The sequence below is a fragment of the Bifidobacterium sp. LH_450 genome, assembly GCF_056356715.1.
In genome coordinates, this window is the sequence record NZ_JBKEUU010000001.1 from 41,914 (window position 1) to 61,215 (window position 19,302).

General features: G+C 61.2%; 16 protein-coding genes. 9 read left to right on the plus strand and 7 right to left on the minus strand.

Features of this window, described 5'->3' with window-relative positions:
* The first annotated feature begins 19 nt into the window (after positions 1-19).
* The gene (locus tag AC1AXT_RS00265; RefSeq protein WP_476539644.1) at positions 20-2,215 is read left to right on the plus strand and encodes a DNA/RNA helicase domain-containing protein; all 2,196 of its coding nucleotides are present in this window, start codon (positions 20-22) and stop codon (positions 2,213-2,215) included.
* A 73-nt stretch (positions 2,216-2,288) separates the two neighbouring features.
* Here AC1AXT_RS00265 and AC1AXT_RS00270 read toward each other — a convergent pair whose 3' ends face one another.
* Positions 2,289-2,765: a GNAT family N-acetyltransferase gene (locus AC1AXT_RS00270; RefSeq protein WP_476539646.1), complete on the minus strand. Its 477-nt coding sequence runs from the start codon at positions 2,763-2,765 to the stop codon at positions 2,289-2,291.
* Positions 2,766-3,130: 365 nt separating this feature from the next.
* On the opposite strand from AC1AXT_RS00270, the gene AC1AXT_RS00275 reads away from it, so the two are divergent.
* The 3 genes from AC1AXT_RS00275 (at position 3,131) to lepA (ending at position 9,878) form a co-directional block, all read left to right on the plus strand.
* On the plus strand, positions 3,131-7,399 hold the full coding sequence (locus AC1AXT_RS00275) for a S8 family serine peptidase (protein ID WP_476539648.1): 4,269 nt from the start codon (positions 3,131-3,133) through the stop codon (positions 7,397-7,399).
* 173 nt (positions 7,400-7,572) lie between these two features.
* Positions 7,573-7,836, plus strand: a complete 264-nt coding sequence (gene rpsT / locus AC1AXT_RS00280) for a 30S ribosomal protein S20 (RefSeq protein WP_476539650.1) — start codon at positions 7,573-7,575, stop codon at positions 7,834-7,836.
* 161 nt (positions 7,837-7,997) lie between these two features.
* Positions 7,998-9,878 carry a translation elongation factor 4 gene (gene lepA / locus AC1AXT_RS00285; RefSeq protein ID WP_476539652.1) on the plus strand — a complete coding sequence of 627 codons (1,881 nt, stop codon included), beginning with the start codon at positions 7,998-8,000 and terminating at the stop codon, positions 9,876-9,878.
* Positions 9,879-10,573: 695 nt separating this feature from the next.
* Here lepA and AC1AXT_RS00290 read toward each other — a convergent pair.
* Both AC1AXT_RS00290 and AC1AXT_RS00295 read right to left on the minus strand, forming a co-directional pair.
* The gene (locus AC1AXT_RS00290; RefSeq protein WP_476539654.1) at positions 10,574-11,035 is read right to left on the minus strand and encodes a type II toxin-antitoxin system VapC family toxin; all 462 of its coding nucleotides are present in this window, start codon (positions 11,033-11,035) and stop codon (positions 10,574-10,576) included.
* Positions 10,989-11,222 (minus strand): DUF6364 family protein, encoded by a 234-nt coding sequence (locus AC1AXT_RS00295; protein ID WP_476539655.1) that lies wholly within the window; start codon positions 11,220-11,222, stop codon positions 10,989-10,991. The genes AC1AXT_RS00290 and AC1AXT_RS00295 overlap by 47 nt, the downstream gene beginning before the upstream one ends.
* Positions 11,223-11,417: 195 nt before the next feature.
* Between AC1AXT_RS00295 and AC1AXT_RS00300 the strand changes: the two genes are divergently transcribed.
* Together AC1AXT_RS00300 and AC1AXT_RS00305 are read left to right on the plus strand one after the other, a co-directional pair.
* Positions 11,418-11,573: a hypothetical protein gene (locus AC1AXT_RS00300; RefSeq protein WP_476539657.1), complete on the plus strand. Its 156-nt coding sequence runs from the start codon at positions 11,418-11,420 to the stop codon at positions 11,571-11,573.
* 43 nt (positions 11,574-11,616) lie between these two features.
* Complete coding sequence (locus AC1AXT_RS00305) at positions 11,617-12,150, plus strand: GNAT family N-acetyltransferase (RefSeq protein ID WP_476539659.1); 534 nt, start codon at positions 11,617-11,619, stop codon at positions 12,148-12,150.
* Between the two features lie 222 nt (positions 12,151-12,372).
* Here AC1AXT_RS00305 and AC1AXT_RS00310 read toward each other — a convergent pair whose 3' ends face one another.
* Positions 12,373-12,558, minus strand: a complete 186-nt coding sequence (locus AC1AXT_RS00310) for a hypothetical protein (RefSeq protein WP_476539661.1) — start codon at positions 12,556-12,558, stop codon at positions 12,373-12,375.
* 16 nt (positions 12,559-12,574) lie between these two features.
* Here AC1AXT_RS00310 and AC1AXT_RS00315 point away from each other — a divergent pair, with 16 nt between their 5' ends.
* Together AC1AXT_RS00315 and AC1AXT_RS00320 are read left to right on the plus strand one after the other, a co-directional pair.
* Entirely contained in the window at positions 12,575-13,036 is a 462-nt protein-coding gene (locus AC1AXT_RS00315) for a PepSY domain-containing protein (RefSeq protein WP_476539663.1), read from the plus strand.
* A 157-nt stretch (positions 13,037-13,193) separates the two neighbouring features.
* The gene (locus tag AC1AXT_RS00320) at positions 13,194-14,036 is read left to right on the plus strand and encodes a DUF4037 domain-containing protein (protein WP_476539665.1); all 843 of its coding nucleotides are present in this window, start codon (positions 13,194-13,196) and stop codon (positions 14,034-14,036) included.
* 248 nt (positions 14,037-14,284) lie between these two features.
* Here AC1AXT_RS00320 and AC1AXT_RS00325 read toward each other — a convergent pair whose 3' ends face one another.
* Both AC1AXT_RS00325 and AC1AXT_RS00330 read right to left on the minus strand, forming a co-directional pair.
* Positions 14,285-15,019 (minus strand): nucleoside triphosphate pyrophosphohydrolase, encoded by a 735-nt coding sequence (locus AC1AXT_RS00325; protein ID WP_476539667.1) that lies wholly within the window; start codon positions 15,017-15,019, stop codon positions 14,285-14,287.
* A gap of 30 nt (positions 15,020-15,049) precedes the next feature.
* Entirely contained in the window at positions 15,050-15,643 is a 594-nt protein-coding gene (locus tag AC1AXT_RS00330; protein WP_476539668.1) for a uracil-DNA glycosylase family protein, read from the minus strand.
* A gap of 165 nt (positions 15,644-15,808) precedes the next feature.
* Between AC1AXT_RS00330 and AC1AXT_RS00335 the strand changes: the two genes are divergently transcribed.
* Positions 15,809-18,067 (plus strand): RNA ligase, encoded by a 2,259-nt coding sequence (locus AC1AXT_RS00335; protein WP_476539670.1) that lies wholly within the window; start codon positions 15,809-15,811, stop codon positions 18,065-18,067.
* 123 nt (positions 18,068-18,190) lie between these two features.
* Here the strand turns inward: AC1AXT_RS00335 and AC1AXT_RS00340 are convergent, their stop codons facing one another.
* Positions 18,191-19,162, minus strand: a complete 972-nt coding sequence (locus AC1AXT_RS00340) for a 3-hydroxyacyl-CoA dehydrogenase family protein (protein ID WP_476562522.1) — start codon at positions 19,160-19,162, stop codon at positions 18,191-18,193.
* Positions 19,163-19,302: the final 140 nt, after the last annotated feature.

Genomic DNA, 19,302 nt, shown 5'->3' on the forward strand with positions numbered 1-19,302 from the left:
GCAGGAGGATGGGGTGCGCATGGCCAGGACGACGGATGAAACGATTATCCTCGATTTCCCCTACGGGGTCGAAGGCCTCAAGGCCATCGACGACATCTGGGAGGCAGGCGGCCAGCGCTCGCAGCTGGAGGAGCGCACCAGCGAACTCGTCGAAGAGACGATACGGAAAGGATTCCCGCGGGAAGGCGACTGGGAACGCAAGAACGCGGAACTCATCTTCGACTATCCGGTGGTCTATGTCGCGCATACCGGTGGAGGGCAGCACGGCTGGTACGACGCCTATGTCGGGGAGACCAACGACATCATCCAGCGCACGGGAGAGCATGTGCGCGAGATGCACGGCGACGGCAAGTGGAAGGAGTTCGCCGACAAGCGCGGCGAGGAGGCGTTGCGTCAATACGTCATCGGCAATGCGAGGTTCAACAAGTCGCTGACGCTGGACGTCGAGAACCGGATGATCGAGTACCTCAGCAGCTGCGAGCGGGTGCGCGAGCTCTACAACGGTCGCCCGAATCCGCAGCGCGACTACTATACGCATGACGACCTCGACGACATCTTCGCGCAGATCTGGAGCCAGCTCCACGACGACAATCCCGAGCTCTTCCCCGCGGAAGGGCTGATACGCGATTCAGCGCTGTTCAAGGCATCGCCGTTTCACCGGCTCAGCGACGAACAGTACGAGGCTGAGCGCGCCGTGCTTGACATCGTGCGCAACGCCACGCGGCAGCAAGACGGTGTTCCGACGCTCATCCTGGTGTCCGGCATGGCTGGAACGGGCAAGACGGTGCTGCTCAGCAAGCTGTTCTACGATCTGGTGGAGGAACAGCGCGCCGGGGAATTCGGGGAAGACGGGAAAGCGCCGATCCCGATTGCGCTCATCGTCAACCACGACGAACAGCACACCGTATACGAACAGATAGCGAAGAAGCTGCGGCTGAAGCCCGACAAGGATACCGACGTGGTGTTCAAAGGCTCCAAATACATCACCAAGGCACGCGAACAGTTCGACAGGACTGGTCGCAAGGTGCGCGTCGCGCTCATCGACGAAGCACACCTGCTGGCCACGCAAGGCAACCAGGGGTATCAGGGCAAGAACATGCTCGAAGACATCCTCAAATACACCGACGTAGTCATCGCGGTATTCGACCCGTACCAGATCCTGCGTTCGTCGCAGCGATGGCCGCAGCGGCAGATGGAAATCCTGGCGCCGAAAAGCAATGGAGAAAAACCTGATCCGGAGACCCCGGAACTGGTCACATTCAACGAAGAAACCGGGCAGCTGGTCGAAGTGCGCCGCATCGCGCTCACGCACCAGTTCCGCATGGATGCCGACAACCTCACGCTTGCCTGGTTCGACGCCTTCATCAAGGAAGGGGAGGTCCTGCCGCTGCCGATATGCGGACGCCATGAACGCAACGACAAGGAACGCAGACGCGAACGCAAAAAGGAATCGCGCAAGTACGGCACCGGCATGGTTGAACAGGACGACTTGATGGATATGCCATACGTCCTCGAAGTCTGTTCATCGCCGCTGGACGTGATGGAGCGAATCTGGGAACATGCACGCCGTGAACAGGCATCGGGATACGGCGGCAAGGGACTGTCGCGCGTCGTCGCTTCCTATGACTGGGAATTCAGCAGCGCCCGGCCCAATCCATCGGGCTTCGACAATCTTTGGAACGTCGAACTCTACCGTTGGCAGGACGGAACGTGGCGTTGCGAGCCGCCGGAAGGGTTCGACGAAAGCTTGCGCGGGCATGCCGTAGCTTCTGCGGACGCCGAAGCCAAAGCGAAGCAAGGATATTTTTCCTTCCCCTGGAACCGGGAAATAAAGCGCTGGCAGAAGAAGGAAAGGAAATCCCGCCGCGTCGACGATAACGAGAAGGCCTGGGCGGAACGCGACGAAACGCTCTTTGAAATCGGCTCGACGTATACCATCCAGGGGTTCGACCTGAACTATGCCGGCGTCATCCTCGGGCCGTCCATCGGATACGACCGCGAGACGGAGCGCATCGTCTTCCATCCGGAACGCAGCAAGAACTACCAGGCGACGCAAAAGCGCGGCGGCAAAATCGACTACTCGATCGAGAACCTGCGCAACGAACTCAACGTGCTGATGACGCGCGGCGTGCACGGCACATATCTGTTCGCCGCCGATCCCGACCTGCAGCAAGCGCTGCTGGAAGCCCAACGCAACCGCGGGGCAACCTGGTAAGCCGTAAGCGCCTTGGCGCGGATGGAGTGCCTTGACATTGCAAGTGCAGCAGGAAAATCTTAAGCCGCAACGCTCAGGAAGGGTTCCTGAGCATTTCGACGTGGGGGATGCCGTCTTCGTCGAAGGGGGCGGAGCAGGGTTCGAAGCCTTCGCGGGCGTAGAAGCCGGTCGCGTACTGCTGGGTGGCGAGGCGGATGACGGGGTGGCCGAACGCGGCGTCAATGCAGGCGACGGCCGCGTGCAGCATCCTGCCGCCCAGGCCGGTGCCCCGGGCGCCGTTGGTCAGCACGCGACCGATGCCGACGGCGTCGGCGTAGGCGACTCCCGGCGGCAGGATGCGCAGGTAGGCCGCGATCTCGGTGCCGTCGGCGTTCCAGGCGAACAGGTGCATGCAGGCGGCATCGAGGCCATCGACGTCCTGGTACACGCACTCCTGTTCGACGACGAAGACGGCGGAACGGACGCGCAGGATCGCGTAGAGCTCCGTTGTCGTGAGGTCGCCGAACGTCTTGACAATGAACGATTCCCCCGATGCTTGAATGGTACTCATAGAATTTAATCCTACGGCTCTTCCGGCAGTCCCGGCGCCGCTAATCGATGTGCGCCGGTTGTGCGATGCCCGACGGAGACGGGGTGGAACAAAGACCGATACGCGCCATTGACGGCATCCCGGATCCTGAAAAGTTGAGCGCTTAGCCAGGCACGGGTAAGGTTGGACACAATGTTATGCTCTCGGAGAACAATGGTGTGCTCCGAGCTGGCTTGAGGGGAGAAGTTGCGATGAGTGGCAACAGTATAGTGGGGTGGAAACGCGCAGTTGGGTGGTTTGCCGCGGCGGCCGTAGGTGCCGGACTGCTGTCTCCGGCCGCGTTTGCTCTGGATACCGCCAGCGCCGTGGGAGAACCTCTGGAAACTATGGAAACGGAAACGACGCTGGATTTGCAGGACGGCACCTATGTGCCCGGCCAGGCCATCGTCGTCTATCACGAGCAGTTGGACGAAGAAGACGGGGAATCGACCGCGCAGGATGCCGAGCCGTCACTTGACGACATGGCGCTGGAATTGGAAGGCGAACCGCTTGACGATGCCGGCTTCACGGTGCGCCAGACGTGGGATTTTTCCATATGCGACGAATTCGACGACGGTGAGCCGTCTGCTGAAAGTCTGGATGACGGGGACGGCACCGTCTGGGAAACGCTGGACGGCATACCATCCGGCGATGACGTGCGCATTGCGTTGGTTTCGGAACCCTACACGAGTACCGAAGAGCTGATTGCCGAGCTTGAACAGCTCGATTTCGTCGAATCTGCGGAACCGAACTATCTCATGGAATTCGAGGACGCCTATCCCACGAACGATCCTCTCGTTCCCATGCAGTATCCGGTCCTCAACGGCGACGGCGGCATCAACCTGCAGGCGGCACTCGATGCGGCAGGGGAGGTAACGGACACCAATGTTGTGGCCGTCATTGACACTGGCGTCGACTACACGCACCCCGACCTGGTGGACAGCATGTGGACCGGCGGCGACGAACTGGCGGCGCAGGGCATCCCATCCGGCACGTACGGCTACGATTTCGGTGCGGGGGATACCGATCCGATGCCTACATGCGAAGGCTGTGCCCACGGCACGCACGTTGCCGGCATCATCGCGGCGACTGCCGACAACGGCATTGGCGTCACAGGCGTTTCCGCATCCAGCGAAATCATGGCGCTCAAGGCGGCATCCGACAACCTCGGGATGATGACGATGAGCGCACTTGTCGGCTCGTTCCAGTACGTCATCGCCGCCAAGCTGGCTGGTGTGAACGTCGCCGCCATCAACTATTCCATTGGCAGCTACGGAGCGGAGACCACGGCGGAAAACTATGCCGTGACGCAAGCCGGCAAAGCTGGCGTCTTGACGGTTCAGGCAGCCGGCAATGATTGTGTGGATGCCGACGATCCGGACAACCTTTCGGCGGGGGAGACCCGTCAGACGCCGTATCTGCTGGTGGTTGCCGCGACGAACGATGAGAACGAATACGCTCTCTTCACCGATTACGGGCGAACCAGCGTGGACGTAGGGGCACCGGGCGTGAGCGTCCTGTCGACAGTGCCAGTGGCGGAAACAGCCGACTATGCACAGGCCGATTTCTCTGCCCTTGAAAATGGCGCTATCTACTCGATGCCCATGGAGGACCTCGCCCCAACTGTCCATTATGCTCCCATCGAGGAAGCGCGGCAGGTCTCCGATGGTGAAATCGTCTATGCGGTGGGACGGCAGGATGCTGAGAGCGAGACCTTTGCCGACGATGAGGAAGCGGCTGCGGCAACGAGTGTCGAGGCAGTGGAACGGAACGGCGAAACGGTGATCAAGGTGACCGTCGACCCGGCGCTCCTCGATGATCCCTCGTCGATCAAGGACCTGTATATCAACTTTCTGTGGCGTGACGATAATCCGTTCTTCGGCATGAGCGACGAGGATGCCGCCTCCACCATCGGCGGCCTCGCCAGCATCGGCTGGTCGGATGACAGCCCGATAGCCGCCGGTCTCTTCAGCTCGTTGGGGCTGGGCAACGACACCATGGCGATGTTCCACTATGACTGGGAAGCCCTGTTCAACAAACAGAGAGGCAATGGCGGCAGTGGCTCCGGCGAACCCGACACCGCTTCCGAACAGGTGCTGTTCGTGGATTCGATTCAATTGAAGCCATCGACGTATTACGAGATGGAAGATGGTGCGTGGACGTTCTACGCCGGCAGGCCAATCATCGCCCAGGACATGGCGCCATACGGCTACATGTCTGGCACGTCGATGTCTGCTCCCGTCGTCGCCGGCATGGTCGGTGAGCTGGCCGCACTCTACCCGGATGCCAGCGCCCTCGAGCTGCGCGGCATGATTGTCGGGGGCACCACGCCCGTTGACGATAACCCGTGGCACACGTATGACGACATCATCGATACGGCCACCGACGGCCGCGTTGACTACGGCGTCATCCTCAATGGCCACATCAATGCCAATGCCTGGTCGCTTTCCGTGGATGCCGCCAGCGGAGACGCCATCCTCGAAGGGTACCATCTGTCGAATGCTGCGCTCGCCGTCGACGGCGCGGATGTGGGCAGCGTGGCGGATGGCCGGTTGCAGTTCTCCGGCGACGAGGACGGCATTGGCTGGCTGGCCTTCTCGCTGGCCGATCTCGACGGGGATCTGAAAGCCATCCTCGACGGCGACGAGCATTGGTTCACCGTTACCGACATGGATTCCGGTCGCACGCATGAAGGCTCCTATACGGTGCCGCTCGTCAACGAGGAAAGCGTGCTCATGCAGGCGATCGAGCTGCCGGAAGGCTTCGTCGGCGCGGCGACGGGCAGTCTGGTGACCAAGTCCGACGGGCTGTTTCTGGCAGACGCGTCCGATGGCTCCTATGCCTGGGAATGGACTGGCATGCTCGAGCAGACCACGAACGAGGACGAGATGGATGCCGTCGCGGCCATTGGCGAATGGACCGAACTCGAAGCTCCAGGTGTTCCCGACTGCACCGGTTATGCAGCTGCCTGCACCGCTGACCGTGTACAGTTCGTTGGAATTCAATACGAGCAGATGGACGGCAACCTAGTGGCGCTCGGCTATGTCACGTTGACCAATGAGGACGCCACCGTAAGCACGTCAGTGCAGTATTATGCCAATGTCTATGATCGCGAAAGGCAAGCGTGGAGCGGGTGGACCTGGCTGTGGACGCTCGATGAGGACTGGATGAACATCGGTGATCGCGATCTGGCCCTGTTCGAGAGCTACGCCATCAGCATGACGGCCTACGACGGACGCATGTGGGTAGTGGCCGAGGAGTACATGTGCGACGACGAATACGACTTCCTCTTCACTCGACTGGTCAGCTTTGACCCGGCCGATTTGTCCGACGCGAAGCTGGAAGCGTTCACCGACCTCGAACCCGTGCCAATGGATATTGGCGTCGGTAGCGGCACGCTGGTGCGCACCGGAGACGGCCTCGGCTGGATGCAGCTCGTCACGTTCCTCGACGAGGAGACAGGAGATGAATCGTTCAACGTATGGGGAGCCAGCCTCACCGGCGACGACAGTCTCCTCCTCCACGAACCGGCATCCGAGCCGATTGCCACCGTCTTCGCGGATACGGGTGACGACAGCGTCGACGACGGCTGGGTAGACGACGACTGGACTGATGACGAACTCTGGCTTGACGGCGAAATCTGGATTGACGAAGGCCTCGTCGAAGGGCTTGGGGACTTCTCCTACCATGACGCTTTCACACTGTTCTCCGGAGACGAGCCGATGCGCATTGCCAACGGCGCCATCCTCTACAACGTGGGCATGGCGGCCGTCGGCGACGCCGTCGCCATCCAGCGTTCCGTCGACGGCGACACCGCGACATGGACCGCCACCCCGCTCGGCAACGCCGGATTCACCGGAGGCAATGGCGTGGCCGCTGTTTCCGGCACGATGATCGGCGACGTGCCCTGCTTCCTCGCCGTGCCGCAAAACGCTGTCGACGGCAATGCCAACGTCGCCGGCGCCATCTACGCGATGGTCGGTTCGGCGGCGGAATCGTTGCGGGGATTCGAAACGACGGTCACCGCCGGCATTGCGGACGCGGCCGCGCTGCCGTCCGCCCAAAACGAGGAGAGAACCGTCGCCGACGATTCCGCCGGAGGCACGGCCACCGTCGAAGACTGGCGTGGCGTTTCCGGAACGACAATCATGGCGCTTGCGAAGGACCACGCGACCTGGCAGGCAAGCGCGGCGGACGGATACCGGTTCGCCGGTTGGCTTGATCCTGTCAGCGGCGACATCGTCTCTGCGGCCGAGCGCTATACGGCACCGATCGACTCGCTGCGTGAGCTTGACGCCGTCTTCGTAGCCGACGACGGGGATGGCGACGATCCCTCCGGTGATGGTTCGGGCGGCTCTTCCGGCAGCTCGTCCGGCGATAGCACGTCGGATGGAACCACCGGCGGAACGTCGTCGGGCGGTTCATCCAGCTCAACGACCACGGCTTCCGGCTCATCGGCGCCACGCAAGGCTACGGCGTCCGCCAAGTCAGGGACCGTGAAGACGCCCTCGGTCTCGTCGCTCGCGCGCACGGGCAGCGCCATCGCGCTGATTGCCGCCGTTGGCGTCACGCTGCTGCTTGGCGGCACCATGCTCCTTCGGCGCAAGCGTGACTGACCGTGGCCAAGCGCTAGCGTAGGATGTGAAGAGTCGGCTCCCGTTGGCCACGCGGTCAACGGGAGCCACCGTATGGAGGGCGCAGACCGCAAGCGGGGCGTTGATCGACGGGGCGTGTTATACTCTTTCTTCGTATGTCCTAATAGGTAAAGCATTCGTTTGGAGAATACATAGTGGCAAACATCAAGTCGCAGAAGAAGCGCGTGATCACCAACGAGAAGCGCCATCGTCGCAACGTGTCGGTCAAGTCGGCCCTCAAGACGTACGTGCGTCACGTGCGCGAAGCCATCGCCGCCGGCGACAAGGCTCTCGCCGAGGAGAAGTTCGCAATCGCCGCCAAGAAGCTCGATCAGGCTGCTGGCCGCGGCTTCATCCCGAAGAACCAGGCTGCCAACCGCAAGTCCAGCCTCGCTCTTCAGATCAACGCGATGGACTGATTTCCAGCTTATAGGAAAGGCCCCGGCATTGCCCGGGGCCTTTCCTTTTGTCCCGTTGCCGGCGCGCTTGACGGCGCGGGCTGACTGGGCACGAAGCGGACGGTTGCCTTAATCTAGGGCAACGGTAGAATCGTAGCGTTGGAACTTCATAGGAGGAACGCGTGAGCGAGCAGCACAACCAGCCGGGGTCGACCGATCAGTCTTTGATCCGCAATTTCTGTATCATCGCCCATATCGACCACGGCAAGTCGACGGTGGCCGACCGCATCCTGCAGCTCTCCGGCATCGTTCCCGAACGCGAGATGCACGACCGGTTCCTTGACCGCATGGACATCGAGCAGGAACGCGGCATCACCATCAAGTCCCAGGCCGTGCGCGTGCCGTGGACGTTCGACGGCGTCGAATACACGCTCGGCATGATCGACACCCCGGGCCACGTCGACTTCACGTACGAAGTATCGCGCGCGCTGGCGGCATGCGAAGGCGCCGTGCTGCTCGTCGACGCCACGCAGGGCATCGAGGCGCAGACGCTGTCCAACCTGTACATGGCCATCGACCATGACCTCGCCATCATCCCGGTGCTCAACAAGATCGATCTGCCGAGCGCCGAGCCCGACAAGCATGCCGAGGAAATCGCCGGGCTCATCGGTTGCGACCCCTCCGACGTGCTGCGCGTGTCCGGCAAGACCGGCGAAGGCGTCGCCGAGTTGCTCGACCGCATCGTCATGGACGTCCCGGAACCCAAGGGCGACCCGGAAGCGCCGGCACGCGCGCTGATCTTCGATTCCGTCTACGATTCCTACCGCGGCATCGTCACCTACATCCGCATGGTCGACGGCGAGCTGCGCAGCCGCGAAAAGCTCCATATGATGGGCATCAGCATGACGCATGACCCCATCGAAATCGGCGTGATCTCGCCGGAAATGATGCCGACGAAGGCGCTGGGCGCCGGCGAGGTCGGCTATGTCATTACCGGCGCGAAGGACGTATCCCAGTCGAAGGTCGGCGACACGATCACCTCCGCGAAGGATCCGGCCGCCGAGGCGCTGCCCGGCTATCGCGACCCGCAGCCGATGGTGTACGCGGGCCTGTTCCCGATCGACAACGCGCAGTTCCCGGAACTGCGCGAGGCGCTCGACAAGCTCAAGCTGAACGACGCCGCGCTCATCTACGAACCGGAAACGTCGGTGGCGCTGGGCTTCGGCTTCCGCTGCGGCTTCCTGGGCCTGCTGCATATGGAAATCGTTTCCGAACGGCTCGAGCGCGAGTTCGGTCTCGACCTCATCTCCACCGCGCCGAACGTGCCGTATGAAGTGACGTCGGAAGACGGCACCGTGCATCGCGTGACGAATCCGAGCGAGTTCCCGGAAGGCAAGATCAAGAAGATCGTCGAGCCGATGGTCGCCGCCGACATCATCACGCCGAAGGAGTTCATCGGCGCCGTCATGGACCTGTGCCAGGACCACCGCGGCATCATGGGCACGATGGAATACATCTCCACCGACCGCGTCGAAATGCACTACCGCATTCCGCTGGCCGAAATCGTCTTCGATTTCTTCGACCAGTTGAAGAGCCGCACGAAGGGCTATGCGTCGCTCGACTACCACGAGGACGGCGAGCAGGCGGCCGACCTGGTGAAGGTCGACATCCTCATCCAGGGGGAGAAGGTGGACGCGTTCTCCGCCATCGTCCACCGCGACAAGGCGTACAGCTATGGCGTGATGATGACGAAGAAGCTGCGCGAGCTCATCCCGCGCCAGCAGTTCGAGATCCCGATCCAGGCGGCCATCGGCTCGCGCATCATCGCCCGCGAGAACATTCGCGCGCTGCGCAAGGACGTGCTCGCCAAGTGCTACGGCGGCGACATCACCCGCAAAAGGAAGCTTCTGGAGAAGCAGAAGGCCGGCAAGAAGCGCATGAAGATGCTCGGCCACGTCGAGGTGCCGCAGGAAGCGTTCATCGCCGCGCTGTCCACCGGCGAGGGTGCCAACGACCGCGACACGAAGGACAAGATCCGCGCCGCGCAGAAAACCGAAGGCTGAGTTCCGGCATCTTCGCGGGATTCCAAGATTTCCTGCACGTCCCGGGTGCCGCTATCCGGCAATCCGGGCGGCGACATACGGATACCGGCTTGCCGATTTGTTCATAGCAGTGCAGAATCGTTCGCCATCTCGGCAGCGCTCCGAGATGGCGGCGAATTTTTGGTTATAAAAGGGTATAAAGAGTTATATAAGGGTATATAAGGGTATATAAGGCCTGTACCACTCCCGCTGGCAGCGGGCCACTCCAGCGGGACGTCGCTACATGGAGGCATTGGCCGCCGTAGGCATGGACACGGCATCCTCTGCAAACGTTGCGGCGCACTTGGGGAAGACAAGCAGCCAGCTTTCCAAGGTCCGGTCCCAGCTTATCGAGCAGGGACTGATCTACATGCCCCTCCGTGGCGAAGTCTCCTTTACGGTTCCGGGAATGGGGGACTACATCAACCGCAACCACCCATCAAGCTCCGAACCGTACGACCGCAATCGTCAATGAGCGACAAGTCGGGAGGTGTACAGACTTGCACTTTCGGTTCAGTTTCCCGCCCACAGCTGCTGTTTTCCGGTTTCTTGCAGCGAGGTCACCATTGCGTGGATGACGGCGTTGTGATGTGCACCTGTTTTTGTTCCGACTCAAAGTAGAGCCGGAACAAAAAACAGGTGCACATCGGATATCGGCTTTTTCTTCTGTCCCGTAGCTATGACTGTTGCTGCTGAAGATATTCTTCGGGGGAGATGGGTGGGACCGGGGAACCTTTAAAATCCTTGGCGTTGCGGGTGACGATGTAATCGGCATGGAGGTTTTCAGCTATGGCGGCAACGAAAGCGTCCTCCGTATCGAGGAACCCGAAGCCCAGCCCCCGGAGAATCGCCTTTTCGTCCAGCGCGCCGACGCTGGCGTAGTGCAGAAGGCCGGCGACTATCCGACATGCTTCCTTTTCGGGAATGCGGTTCCGGCGGCAAATATAGATGAACGTAGGTATGGCATGCGCTGGGATGAACAGTTCGCAATCCCTATGGAAGTCAGGCAGGGAGAGGATGGCTGCCGATGCCTCCCACAATCCTTCCCGCTTCAGGGTCGCATCAAGGAGGATATTGGTATCGAGGAGAAGCCTAGTCATCGTATTTTTCCGCGAGGTGCTGGCGGTAGTCTTCTTCATCCGCGTCTCCCTCCATCGATCCTACGAGAGCCATGACGCCGGGGGAAATCTTGTATTCCGCCAGCTTCGGATCGAATCCATTGAGCTGCTCTTCGACGATGGCGGAGAGCGATCGTCCTTCTCGGGCTGCCCGGTCCTTGCCAAGCCGGATGGCGCCGTCGCTGATGCTAAGCGTGAGTTTGCTCATCGGAAACCTCCTTACGTACTTTTTTCAATCATATACGTATCATCGGCGTGGCTGCAAGCCATGAAAGATGGCTAGATGACGGATCGCTCGTTGAACGCAACTACGAACGGCTAGAATGGACGACTATGAGACAGCATTCGCAATACTTTTCAGGTTTCCGCTAGGTCCCTAACCGACCTAGCAAAGGAAACCAACATGAGCAAGACCTATAAGGACAATGCCGTACGGCGCATGAAGGCCGAAGCCGATGCCGCGGGATTCCGTGAAGTATGGGAAGGCAACACCGGCCTGGTCGATGACGATTGGGACGATTCCGTCGTCTACCAGCGCCGCCGTCGCTGGGTATGCTGAATCCAGCGTACGAACCCGCAGGTAGCAGGAAGGATTGATAGGCATGGCAGAACGGATGGAGAACGTACGTATCGCGCAGGCAACCGATGACAATCTCGATACGCTGTGTGCAATCGGGGCGCGGTGTTTCCAGGAGACATTCGCAGGCGACAATACCGCCGCGGATATGCAGGGATACCTCGACGAATCGTTTTCCTGGGAGCGTGTCGCCGAAGAGCTGCACAATCCGGACTCGTCGTTCACCATCGTCTACGTCGGTGCCCAGCCGGCCGGATACCTGAAAACCAATGTCGGTTCAGCTCAGACCGAGGTAGGAGGTGATGATGCGCTAGAAGTGGAGCGCATCTACATCCTCAAGGCCTACAAAGGGCTCGGCCTTGGCGGCCGACTCATGGACCTTGCGTTCGAACAGGCGGAGCGACAAGGTAAGAATCGTATCTGGCTAGGCGTCTGGGAACATAACGACGCGGCCCGCGGATTCTATGAGCACCGCGGATTCACGGTGATCGGCGACCATGTCTTCCAGCTGGGAACCGACGCCCAGCGCGACCTGATCATGGAACGCGCCGTGGAGTAAAAGACCGCGTCGCGATACGGCATCCGTCTGCGGAGACAGGCGAGGAACAAGAAGGTGCGCTATAGGCACAATGGAAACCGGCAGCGCGACATGCAGCCGTATACTGTGTTCCGTAGATGATGCTTTAGCCAAGGGTGCAGCCCGGCCGCGGAAAATCATAAACGGCTGCGTGCTCCCTGTCGTTGTCGGGAGGGGCGTTATGAACAACGATTCGCACCAGAATCAAGCAGGGCGTTGGGGACGTGCCGGCGCGGTCGTCGCTGGTTTGCTTGCCATTGCGTTGAGCGCGGGCTGCGGTTCTTCGGGAGCTGTCTCGTCATCCAATGAAGGCGCATCGGCGTCGCAGTCGCAATCGTCGTCATCATCCTCATCGGCATCCGCATCGGCGTCGTCTTCATCCCAGGCCAAGGTACAGTCCACGGAAATGACGTCCGACGCTGCCGTTGACGTCGCCGTTTCCGATGCGGGCTTCACGGTGAACGACGTGCAGGTGACCAAGTCCAGCTTCCAGGTCGACGATGGCAATGGCGAATACGAGGTGGAGTTCTACCGGAACAACGTCGAGTACGACTACACCATCGACGCCAGGAGCGGCGCCATTCTCGAACGTTCCAGCGAAGCGTTCAAGAAGTCCGCTTCCTCGCAGTCGGCGTCCGCATCCACGACTTCGTCCGCCAACGGGGTGCTGAGCGCGGATGCAGTGAAGGCCATCGCGGCGGAGCATGCCGGGCTGAGCGCCCAGAAGGTGACGTTCACGCAAGTGAAGCTCGAGGTCGATGACGGCGTGCAGGTGTACGACGTTTCCTTCATCAACAACAACATTGAATACGACTACCAGATCAACGCCACCACCGGCGCAATCCTGGAGTTCGAAGCCGACCGGTAACCGGAGTTCGGCGCTGCCGTTGCGGGCTCGCATGGTATGTGCTAGCGTTTGTCCTTATGGAGAATGGCGCGGCCTGCGCCTGTCGATGACGATGGGCGCAGGCCGCGCGTCAAAAACCAAGAAAACGCGAAGACCCTCAGTCCGGAGGATGGACCCTATGACGAACCGTACTGCCGAACCCGTGGACGTCGATGAGCTGTTTGAACGCATCGCCCAGTGGCCCGAAGTGGAGGCCATCGCGCTGGGCGGTTCGCGGGCCAGCGGCAACGACGACGCGAAATCGGATTACGACGTGTACCTGTATACCACCGCGCCAATTGATGAAGCGCGCCGGAGCGGACTGCTCGGCGAGTACTGCGCGGTCATGGAAATCGGCAACCACTACTGGGAGATGGAAGACAACTGCACGCTCAACGACGGCATCGACATCGACATCCTCTATCGCGACCTCGATTCGTTCATGGAGGAGGTCGCCGACGTCGTTGAACGCCATCAGCCGTCAAACGGCTATACGACATGCATGTGGCACAACGTAGTCACCAGCCGCATCGTGTTCGACCGCAACGGACGGCTAGCGGAAACGCAGGAACGTTTCCGCGTGGATTATCCGGAGGAGCTGCGCCGCAATATCGTCGAGCGCAACATGAACCTGCTGTCGGGGACGCTGCCGGCGTACGACCATCAGATCGCAAAGGCCGCAGGCCGCCGCGATACCGTCAACGTCATCAACCGCGTGGCCGCGTTCCTGGACTCGTATTTCGACGTGGTCTTCGCGCTCAACCGCGTCACCCATCCGGGAGAGAAGCGCATGCGTCAGCTGGCGCTGCGCGACTGCAGCGCATTGCCGGCGGATTTCGAAAAGAACCTGGACGCGCTGCCGCAAGCCATCACGCAGGATGCCGCCACGCTCAACGCCCTCATCCACGCCATGGTGACCGCGCTCCAGCAGCTGGCAGCGCAGGAGCACCTTCCAGCATTTTCTTCAGAAGCTGAAATCTAGGACATGGACATCTCGGCAGAATCGGCGGTACCGTGCGGTTTTCTGCCCCGACGGATTGTCCTACATTCCGTGTTGCTGAAAAATTGTTGGACGCTCCGGACCGGGGGCGTCCAACAATTTTTTCGGCTCGCAAATCCTAGGACAAGCTCATCGGCCAGAATCGGCGAAATGGCAAGGTTCCTCCCGCTCGAGCGCGGTTGACATTTCACGGTCGCGAAAAAATGTGAACCTGAGGTAGTGAGACGAACTCATTCGGACTGCTCGAGCTGCTGAATGCCAGTCTCGACCTGGCGCAGGCGGTTGCGCAGGGCGGTTTCCAGGTCGACTCCAGCGGCGTCGGCCTGGCGTACCGCTTGCAGTACCATGTCGGCATAGCGTTCGGCATTCGAAGCCGGCGTCGGCAATGAGAACGCAGGCTGCAGCTTCTGCGCATCCGCCGACTTGCGCACGCGCGACGCCACCTTTGAGGCGCGAGGGAGCGCGCCCTGCGCGTTCGAAATGCCGTCGAGCACGCTGTCGCGCCGCTTTTCCTTCTGCTTCATCGTTTCCCACAGCGCCAGCGTGTCCTCGCTGTTGAGCGCGGAGTCACTGGCGTTCTCGGCAAAAATATGCGGATGCCGCGTAATGAGCTTGTCGACCAGCCGGTTGCACACTTCGTCCAGCGTGAACGGATCGTCGGGATCCTCGGAACACACCTGCGCCTGGAAAACGGACTGCAGCAGCATGTCGCCGAGCTCTTCGCGCATGTTCTCCCGGTCGCCGGTTTCCAGCGCGTCAATGTATTCGTAGGTTTCCTCCAGCAGCGGCTTGATGAGGGACCGGTTCGTCTGCTCGCCATCCCACGGGCAACCGCCCGGCTCATGCAGGATCCTGACTATTTCCCGCACGCGTTCCAGCGCCGTGGGAGCGTCTTCCACCGCTTGAAGCTTGGGGGAATGGAACCCCTCGGGCAGTTCGTAATCGTCATGTGCAGCTTGCGTCATGCTGCCGATTCTTCCACCGCAGCCTGACCGTTATCGCCCGCGGACGGCGCGCAGGTCTTCCGGAGCGATGCGGGAGCGGAACATCTCGGTGATTTCCTCCAGCGTCTTCGCGGCGTAGGCGGGGCTCGTGGACGGCAGCGGCGTCGCCGGCACGTCGCCAAGGCCCTCTTCCTCAAGTTTCGGCAAGCAATAACGCTGGAAAAGCTGCGCCGACTTCGCGCCAGTCGGATAGATATGCCGGATGCGCGAGCCTTTGATCATCGGGCCGAGATCGGCTGGGACGACGTTGCGTATGCTCGCGTCCGAAGCGCCGAGGATGTCGCAGGATTCCACCGTATCCCACAGCGCGATGCCATGCCGCAGCGCGAACCGCCGCCGCTCGTCCCGGGTGGTTCCGACGCGGTCGGAAGGGTCGTCGGGATCGGCGAACAGCGCTTCCATGACCGGCCAGAAACGGTTGCGCGGATGCATGTAGAAGAATCCGGCTTCCCGCGACTTCGGACTTGCCATCGTGCCGAGGAACAGCACGCGGGAATCTTCGTTCCACAGCGGTCCGAAGCCGTGCTCTACGTGCTGCCATTGCTGTTGCGACGCCTGCTGCCGCGCCGATCGTTTCGCTGCCATGGTGCCTATCGTAGGAAGCGTCGCCGCTGCCGGCAAGGAAGATTCGCCGCAGCCTGCGCGAATTTGGCCGTTCCGCGACGTTCCGTCTATATTGGGAACGGTTTTCGATGACGAAACCGGCGCAATGATCCAAGATTCAGGATCGAGGGGAGAGGAGAGGAAACAGTGAAGTACTTTACCAGCGACCTGCATTTTCATCATCCGTTCGTAGCGGCGTTGCGCGGGTATGCGCGGCCCGGATTTGAGACAGTGGGAGCCGAAGCGCTGCGCGAGCTGCGCCGCGCCGGCGTCTATTCGTGGGAAGAGATGGTGGATTGGCAGCGCCATGACGACGATATCGTCGCCGGCATCAACGCCACCGTCGGCGAAGGCGACGACCTGTACGTGCTGGGCGACATCGGCCCCGGCGGAACCCGTGCCCTCAATGTCGCGCTGGAACGTTTGAGGACGGTAAACGTGCCGCGCGAACGGCTGCATCTGGTGCTGGGCAACCATGAGCAGCTGGAACCGGGCGACGACTATATGAACCTGCTGCTCACCGTTTTCAACGACGTTGCCGTTCGTGGCCGCACGACGATTGACGGATTGGGGGAGGTGGAGCTGTCCCATTTCCAGTTCGCCGCGCATTTCAACGATGGCGAGACAGAGGGAATGAGCCAGAACGCGAAGCAGGCGAAGTACCGTCAGTACGCGTTCGAGGACGACGGGAGCACATACCTGCTGCACGGCCATACGCACGCGCGCACGCCATATGAATTCGACAACCCGCGCGAACTCAACATCGGCGTGGATGCGTGGGGCATGAAGCCGGTAGCCGAAACGCGCATCGTCGAAGCGTTCCATGACTTCCATGGAGCCGTGCCGAAGGAAGCGGCGGACGACGGGCACCCGACGCTGACGATTCTGCGCGGGTTCCCGGCCAGCGGCAAGAGCACGTGGGCTCGGCAGCAAGCCGGACCGGCCACCGTCATCGTCAACCTCGACTCGATGAGGGAAATGATGATGGCCCACCGCTCCACCTGGCATAAGCACGCCACCGACGCGCAGCGCGAGCTGCTGATGGACTCGTCGCGCCATCTGATGCGCGAAGCGCTGGGCCGCGGCCTGAACGTCATCAGCGATGCCATGCACGTCAACCCCGCATACGTGAGCGAGGAAATCGAACTGGCGCGGCAATGCGGCGCGCATGTTCAGTTCCGCGACTTCCTCGACGTGCCGCTGGACGAGCTGCTGCGGCGCAACGCCGAACGCGACCGCGAGGAACGCGTCCCTCCCGATTTCCTCAAGCGTACGTATAAGAAGGGCATGAAGATGCGTGGGAACGTCGCGTCATCCGCGAGCAGCGGCAGCGCACAAGCTGCGGTAGCAGGCGGCGGAGCGCATGCCGGCGATGCGACGGTAGCCGGAAACGATATCGATGTCACGGCGGTGCCCGACGACGGCAACCTGCTGCACCAGATGGAACGCAACGAATACGTACGGGTCAAGCCGGTAGCCGGCGACGACGGCGTGTACGCATGCAACTTTACGCGGGACGCCTTCTTCAACCATGTCTGGAACCAATACACGAGTACGGCACGCGGGCTGTTCCTCGACGAAGACGGCAACGTCGTCATGCGCGGTTTCGAGAAGTTCTTCAATCTTGAAGAAAACAGGGAAACATCGCTGCCTAAAGTGCTGGAGTCCATCGAATATCCGGTGCGGGTGGAGCGCAAGGAGAACGGCTTTCTCGGGCTCGTCGGGCTCAACGCTTCCGGCGACGGGCTGCGCTTCTATTCGAAGAGCGGAGTGACGGATTATTCCGCGCTCATTGCGCAGCAGGTCATGGCCGCGCTCGGACGTGTCGAAGGATCATACGAGCGTCTGCTCGCAATCCTGCGCGCCCATGGCGTCACGCTGGCGTTCGAAATCATCGACAACGAATCGGACCGCCATATCATCCGCTACGAGCATTCGCAGGCCGTGTTCCTGCATGCCATCCGCAACGAGAAGACGTTCAGCATCGACTACGGGGCGGAACGCGACGTCGACGCACTCGGCGTTTTTGCGCGCCCGGAAACGGTAGCCATCGCGCAGAACGAGTACGCACTGCTCGAGCAGATCGACGAGGCGCGCCACAGCGACCGCGAAGGCGTGGTGCTGTACGGGGCGAACGGCTACATGGTCAAGATCAAGAGCGACCTGTACTTGAAGTCGAAGAGCGTACGGCGCATTCTCGAACAGGTGCTGCTGAGCGGCAAGCCGCGCCGTACGGACCGTTCGGAGCGCACGCGGCTGGCCAACGAGATTCTGGACAATCTCAGCCGTGAGCAACTGGTCTACACCAGCGCGCTGAAAGGGGAGGAGAAGATCGACATGATTCCCGTTACCGCCTACCTGACGGAACATGGCACGGAGGGCGAGGATTCCGGTTCCGAGAGTTGACGGGCGGCTGGTTTATGGAAAATTGACGAGCGCCTGCCACGGGTATGGAACGGGACATTCGGAAACATTCCGTACCCATGGCCGGCGCTTTGGACAGGTCCTGACGATACTTGCGTACCGCTATCACTCGTCGGGTGAGCGATGGGCGTCCTGTTCGGCTTTCATCGCCTCCATCAGCTTGCGGTCGCGGCGTGCGATTTTCTCGCGTCCTTCGTCGCCGGTCCAGTCATAGAAGCCGTGGCCGGTTTTCTGGCCGAGATTGCCTTCGGCAACGAGTTTCGCCAGCATCGGGTCCTCGCCTGTATTCGACGAGATGTCGGCGTTCAGGTATTTCGACACGTTGAAGAAGGTGTCCAGTCCGCCCAGATCGGCGCTGGCAAGCGGCCCGAGAATGCTCCAGCGCAGGCCGAGGCTGTTTTCCATGACCGTATCGACCGTCTGGGCGTCCGCGATGCCTTCGTTGACGATGTTCGTCGCTTCGCGCAGCAATGCGCACTGCAAGCGGTTGCCGACGAACCCGAACGCTTCGCGGCTTAGTTTCGCCGGTTTCTTGCCGATGCGCGCCATCAGCTGCGCCGTGGTTTCGGCGACCTCCGGGGAGGTCTGCACTCCGGGCACCACCTCGACGAGAGGCATCAGCTGCGCGGGATTCCAGAAATGCGCGACGACAAGCCGTTCTGGATGCTCCAACGCTTCCTGCAACGCCGTTGGCGACAGTCCCGACGTGTTCGTGGCGAAGATGGCGTCGGCCGGCGCGCTGCGTTCGATCTCGCTCCATACCTGCTTCTTGACATCGAGATTCTCGACGATCGATTCGATGATGAAGTCGGCATCGGCAACGCCTTCGGCGATGTCGGTTATGGTGGAGATCCGCTCCATCACGGCGTCGACGTCGCCGCCGGGCAGCATGCCATTGTCGGCCAGTTCCTGCGCTTCGGCGCGGATTTTCGCCAGTACGGCATCGAGGTCGAGGTTGCCGGCCTCGACGATCGTGACCGGGTAGCCGTGCATCGCGAACTGCAGGGCGGTGGCATGCCCCATCGTTCCGGCGCCGATGTTGGCGATGGCCTTGATATCTTCGAGTTGCTTCGCCATGGTCTTGCTCCTTTGCAATCGGTAAGCGAACAATACCAGCATTCTACGCCGCCGTTCCCATGCCGCCAGCCATCATCGGCGCATCGCTCTGCATCAAATGGCATTTTCAGGCATTAAACCGCATTTTTTAGCATTCAATG

Excerpts from the sequence above, each read along its gene's own strand:
- AC1AXT_RS00340 (WP_476562522.1), bottom strand. The coding sequence starts at position 19,162 with ATGGCGAAGCAACTCGAAGATATCAAGGCCATCGCCAACATCGGCGCC.
- AC1AXT_RS00315 (WP_476539663.1), top strand. The coding sequence starts at position 12,575 with ATGACGTCCGACGCTGCCGTTGACGTCGCCGTTTCCGATGCGGGCTTC.
- AC1AXT_RS00325 (WP_476539667.1), bottom strand. The coding sequence starts at position 15,019 with ATGACGCAAGCTGCACATGACGATTACGAACTGCCCGAGGGGTTCCAT.
- AC1AXT_RS00270 (WP_476539646.1), bottom strand. The coding sequence starts at position 2,765 with ATGAGTACCATTCAAGCATCGGGGGAATCGTTCATTGTCAAGACGTTC.
- AC1AXT_RS00275 (WP_476539648.1), top strand. The coding sequence starts at position 3,131 with ATGGAAACGGAAACGACGCTGGATTTGCAGGACGGCACCTATGTGCCC.
- AC1AXT_RS00320 (WP_476539665.1), top strand. The coding sequence starts at position 13,194 with ATGACGAACCGTACTGCCGAACCCGTGGACGTCGATGAGCTGTTTGAA.
- AC1AXT_RS00330 (WP_476539668.1), bottom strand. The coding sequence starts at position 15,643 with ATGGCAGCGAAACGATCGGCGCGGCAGCAGGCGTCGCAACAGCAATGG.
- AC1AXT_RS00300 (WP_476539657.1), top strand. The coding sequence starts at position 11,418 with ATGAGCAAGACCTATAAGGACAATGCCGTACGGCGCATGAAGGCCGAA.
- AC1AXT_RS00290 (WP_476539654.1), bottom strand. The coding sequence starts at position 11,035 with ATGAAGAAGACTACCGCCAGCACCTCGCGGAAAAATACGATGACTAGG.
- AC1AXT_RS00295 (WP_476539655.1), bottom strand. The coding sequence starts at position 11,222 with ATGAGCAAACTCACGCTTAGCATCAGCGACGGCGCCATCCGGCTTGGC.
- AC1AXT_RS00305 (WP_476539659.1), top strand. The coding sequence starts at position 11,617 with ATGGCAGAACGGATGGAGAACGTACGTATCGCGCAGGCAACCGATGAC.
- AC1AXT_RS00265 (WP_476539644.1), top strand. The coding sequence starts at position 20 with ATGGCCAGGACGACGGATGAAACGATTATCCTCGATTTCCCCTACGGG.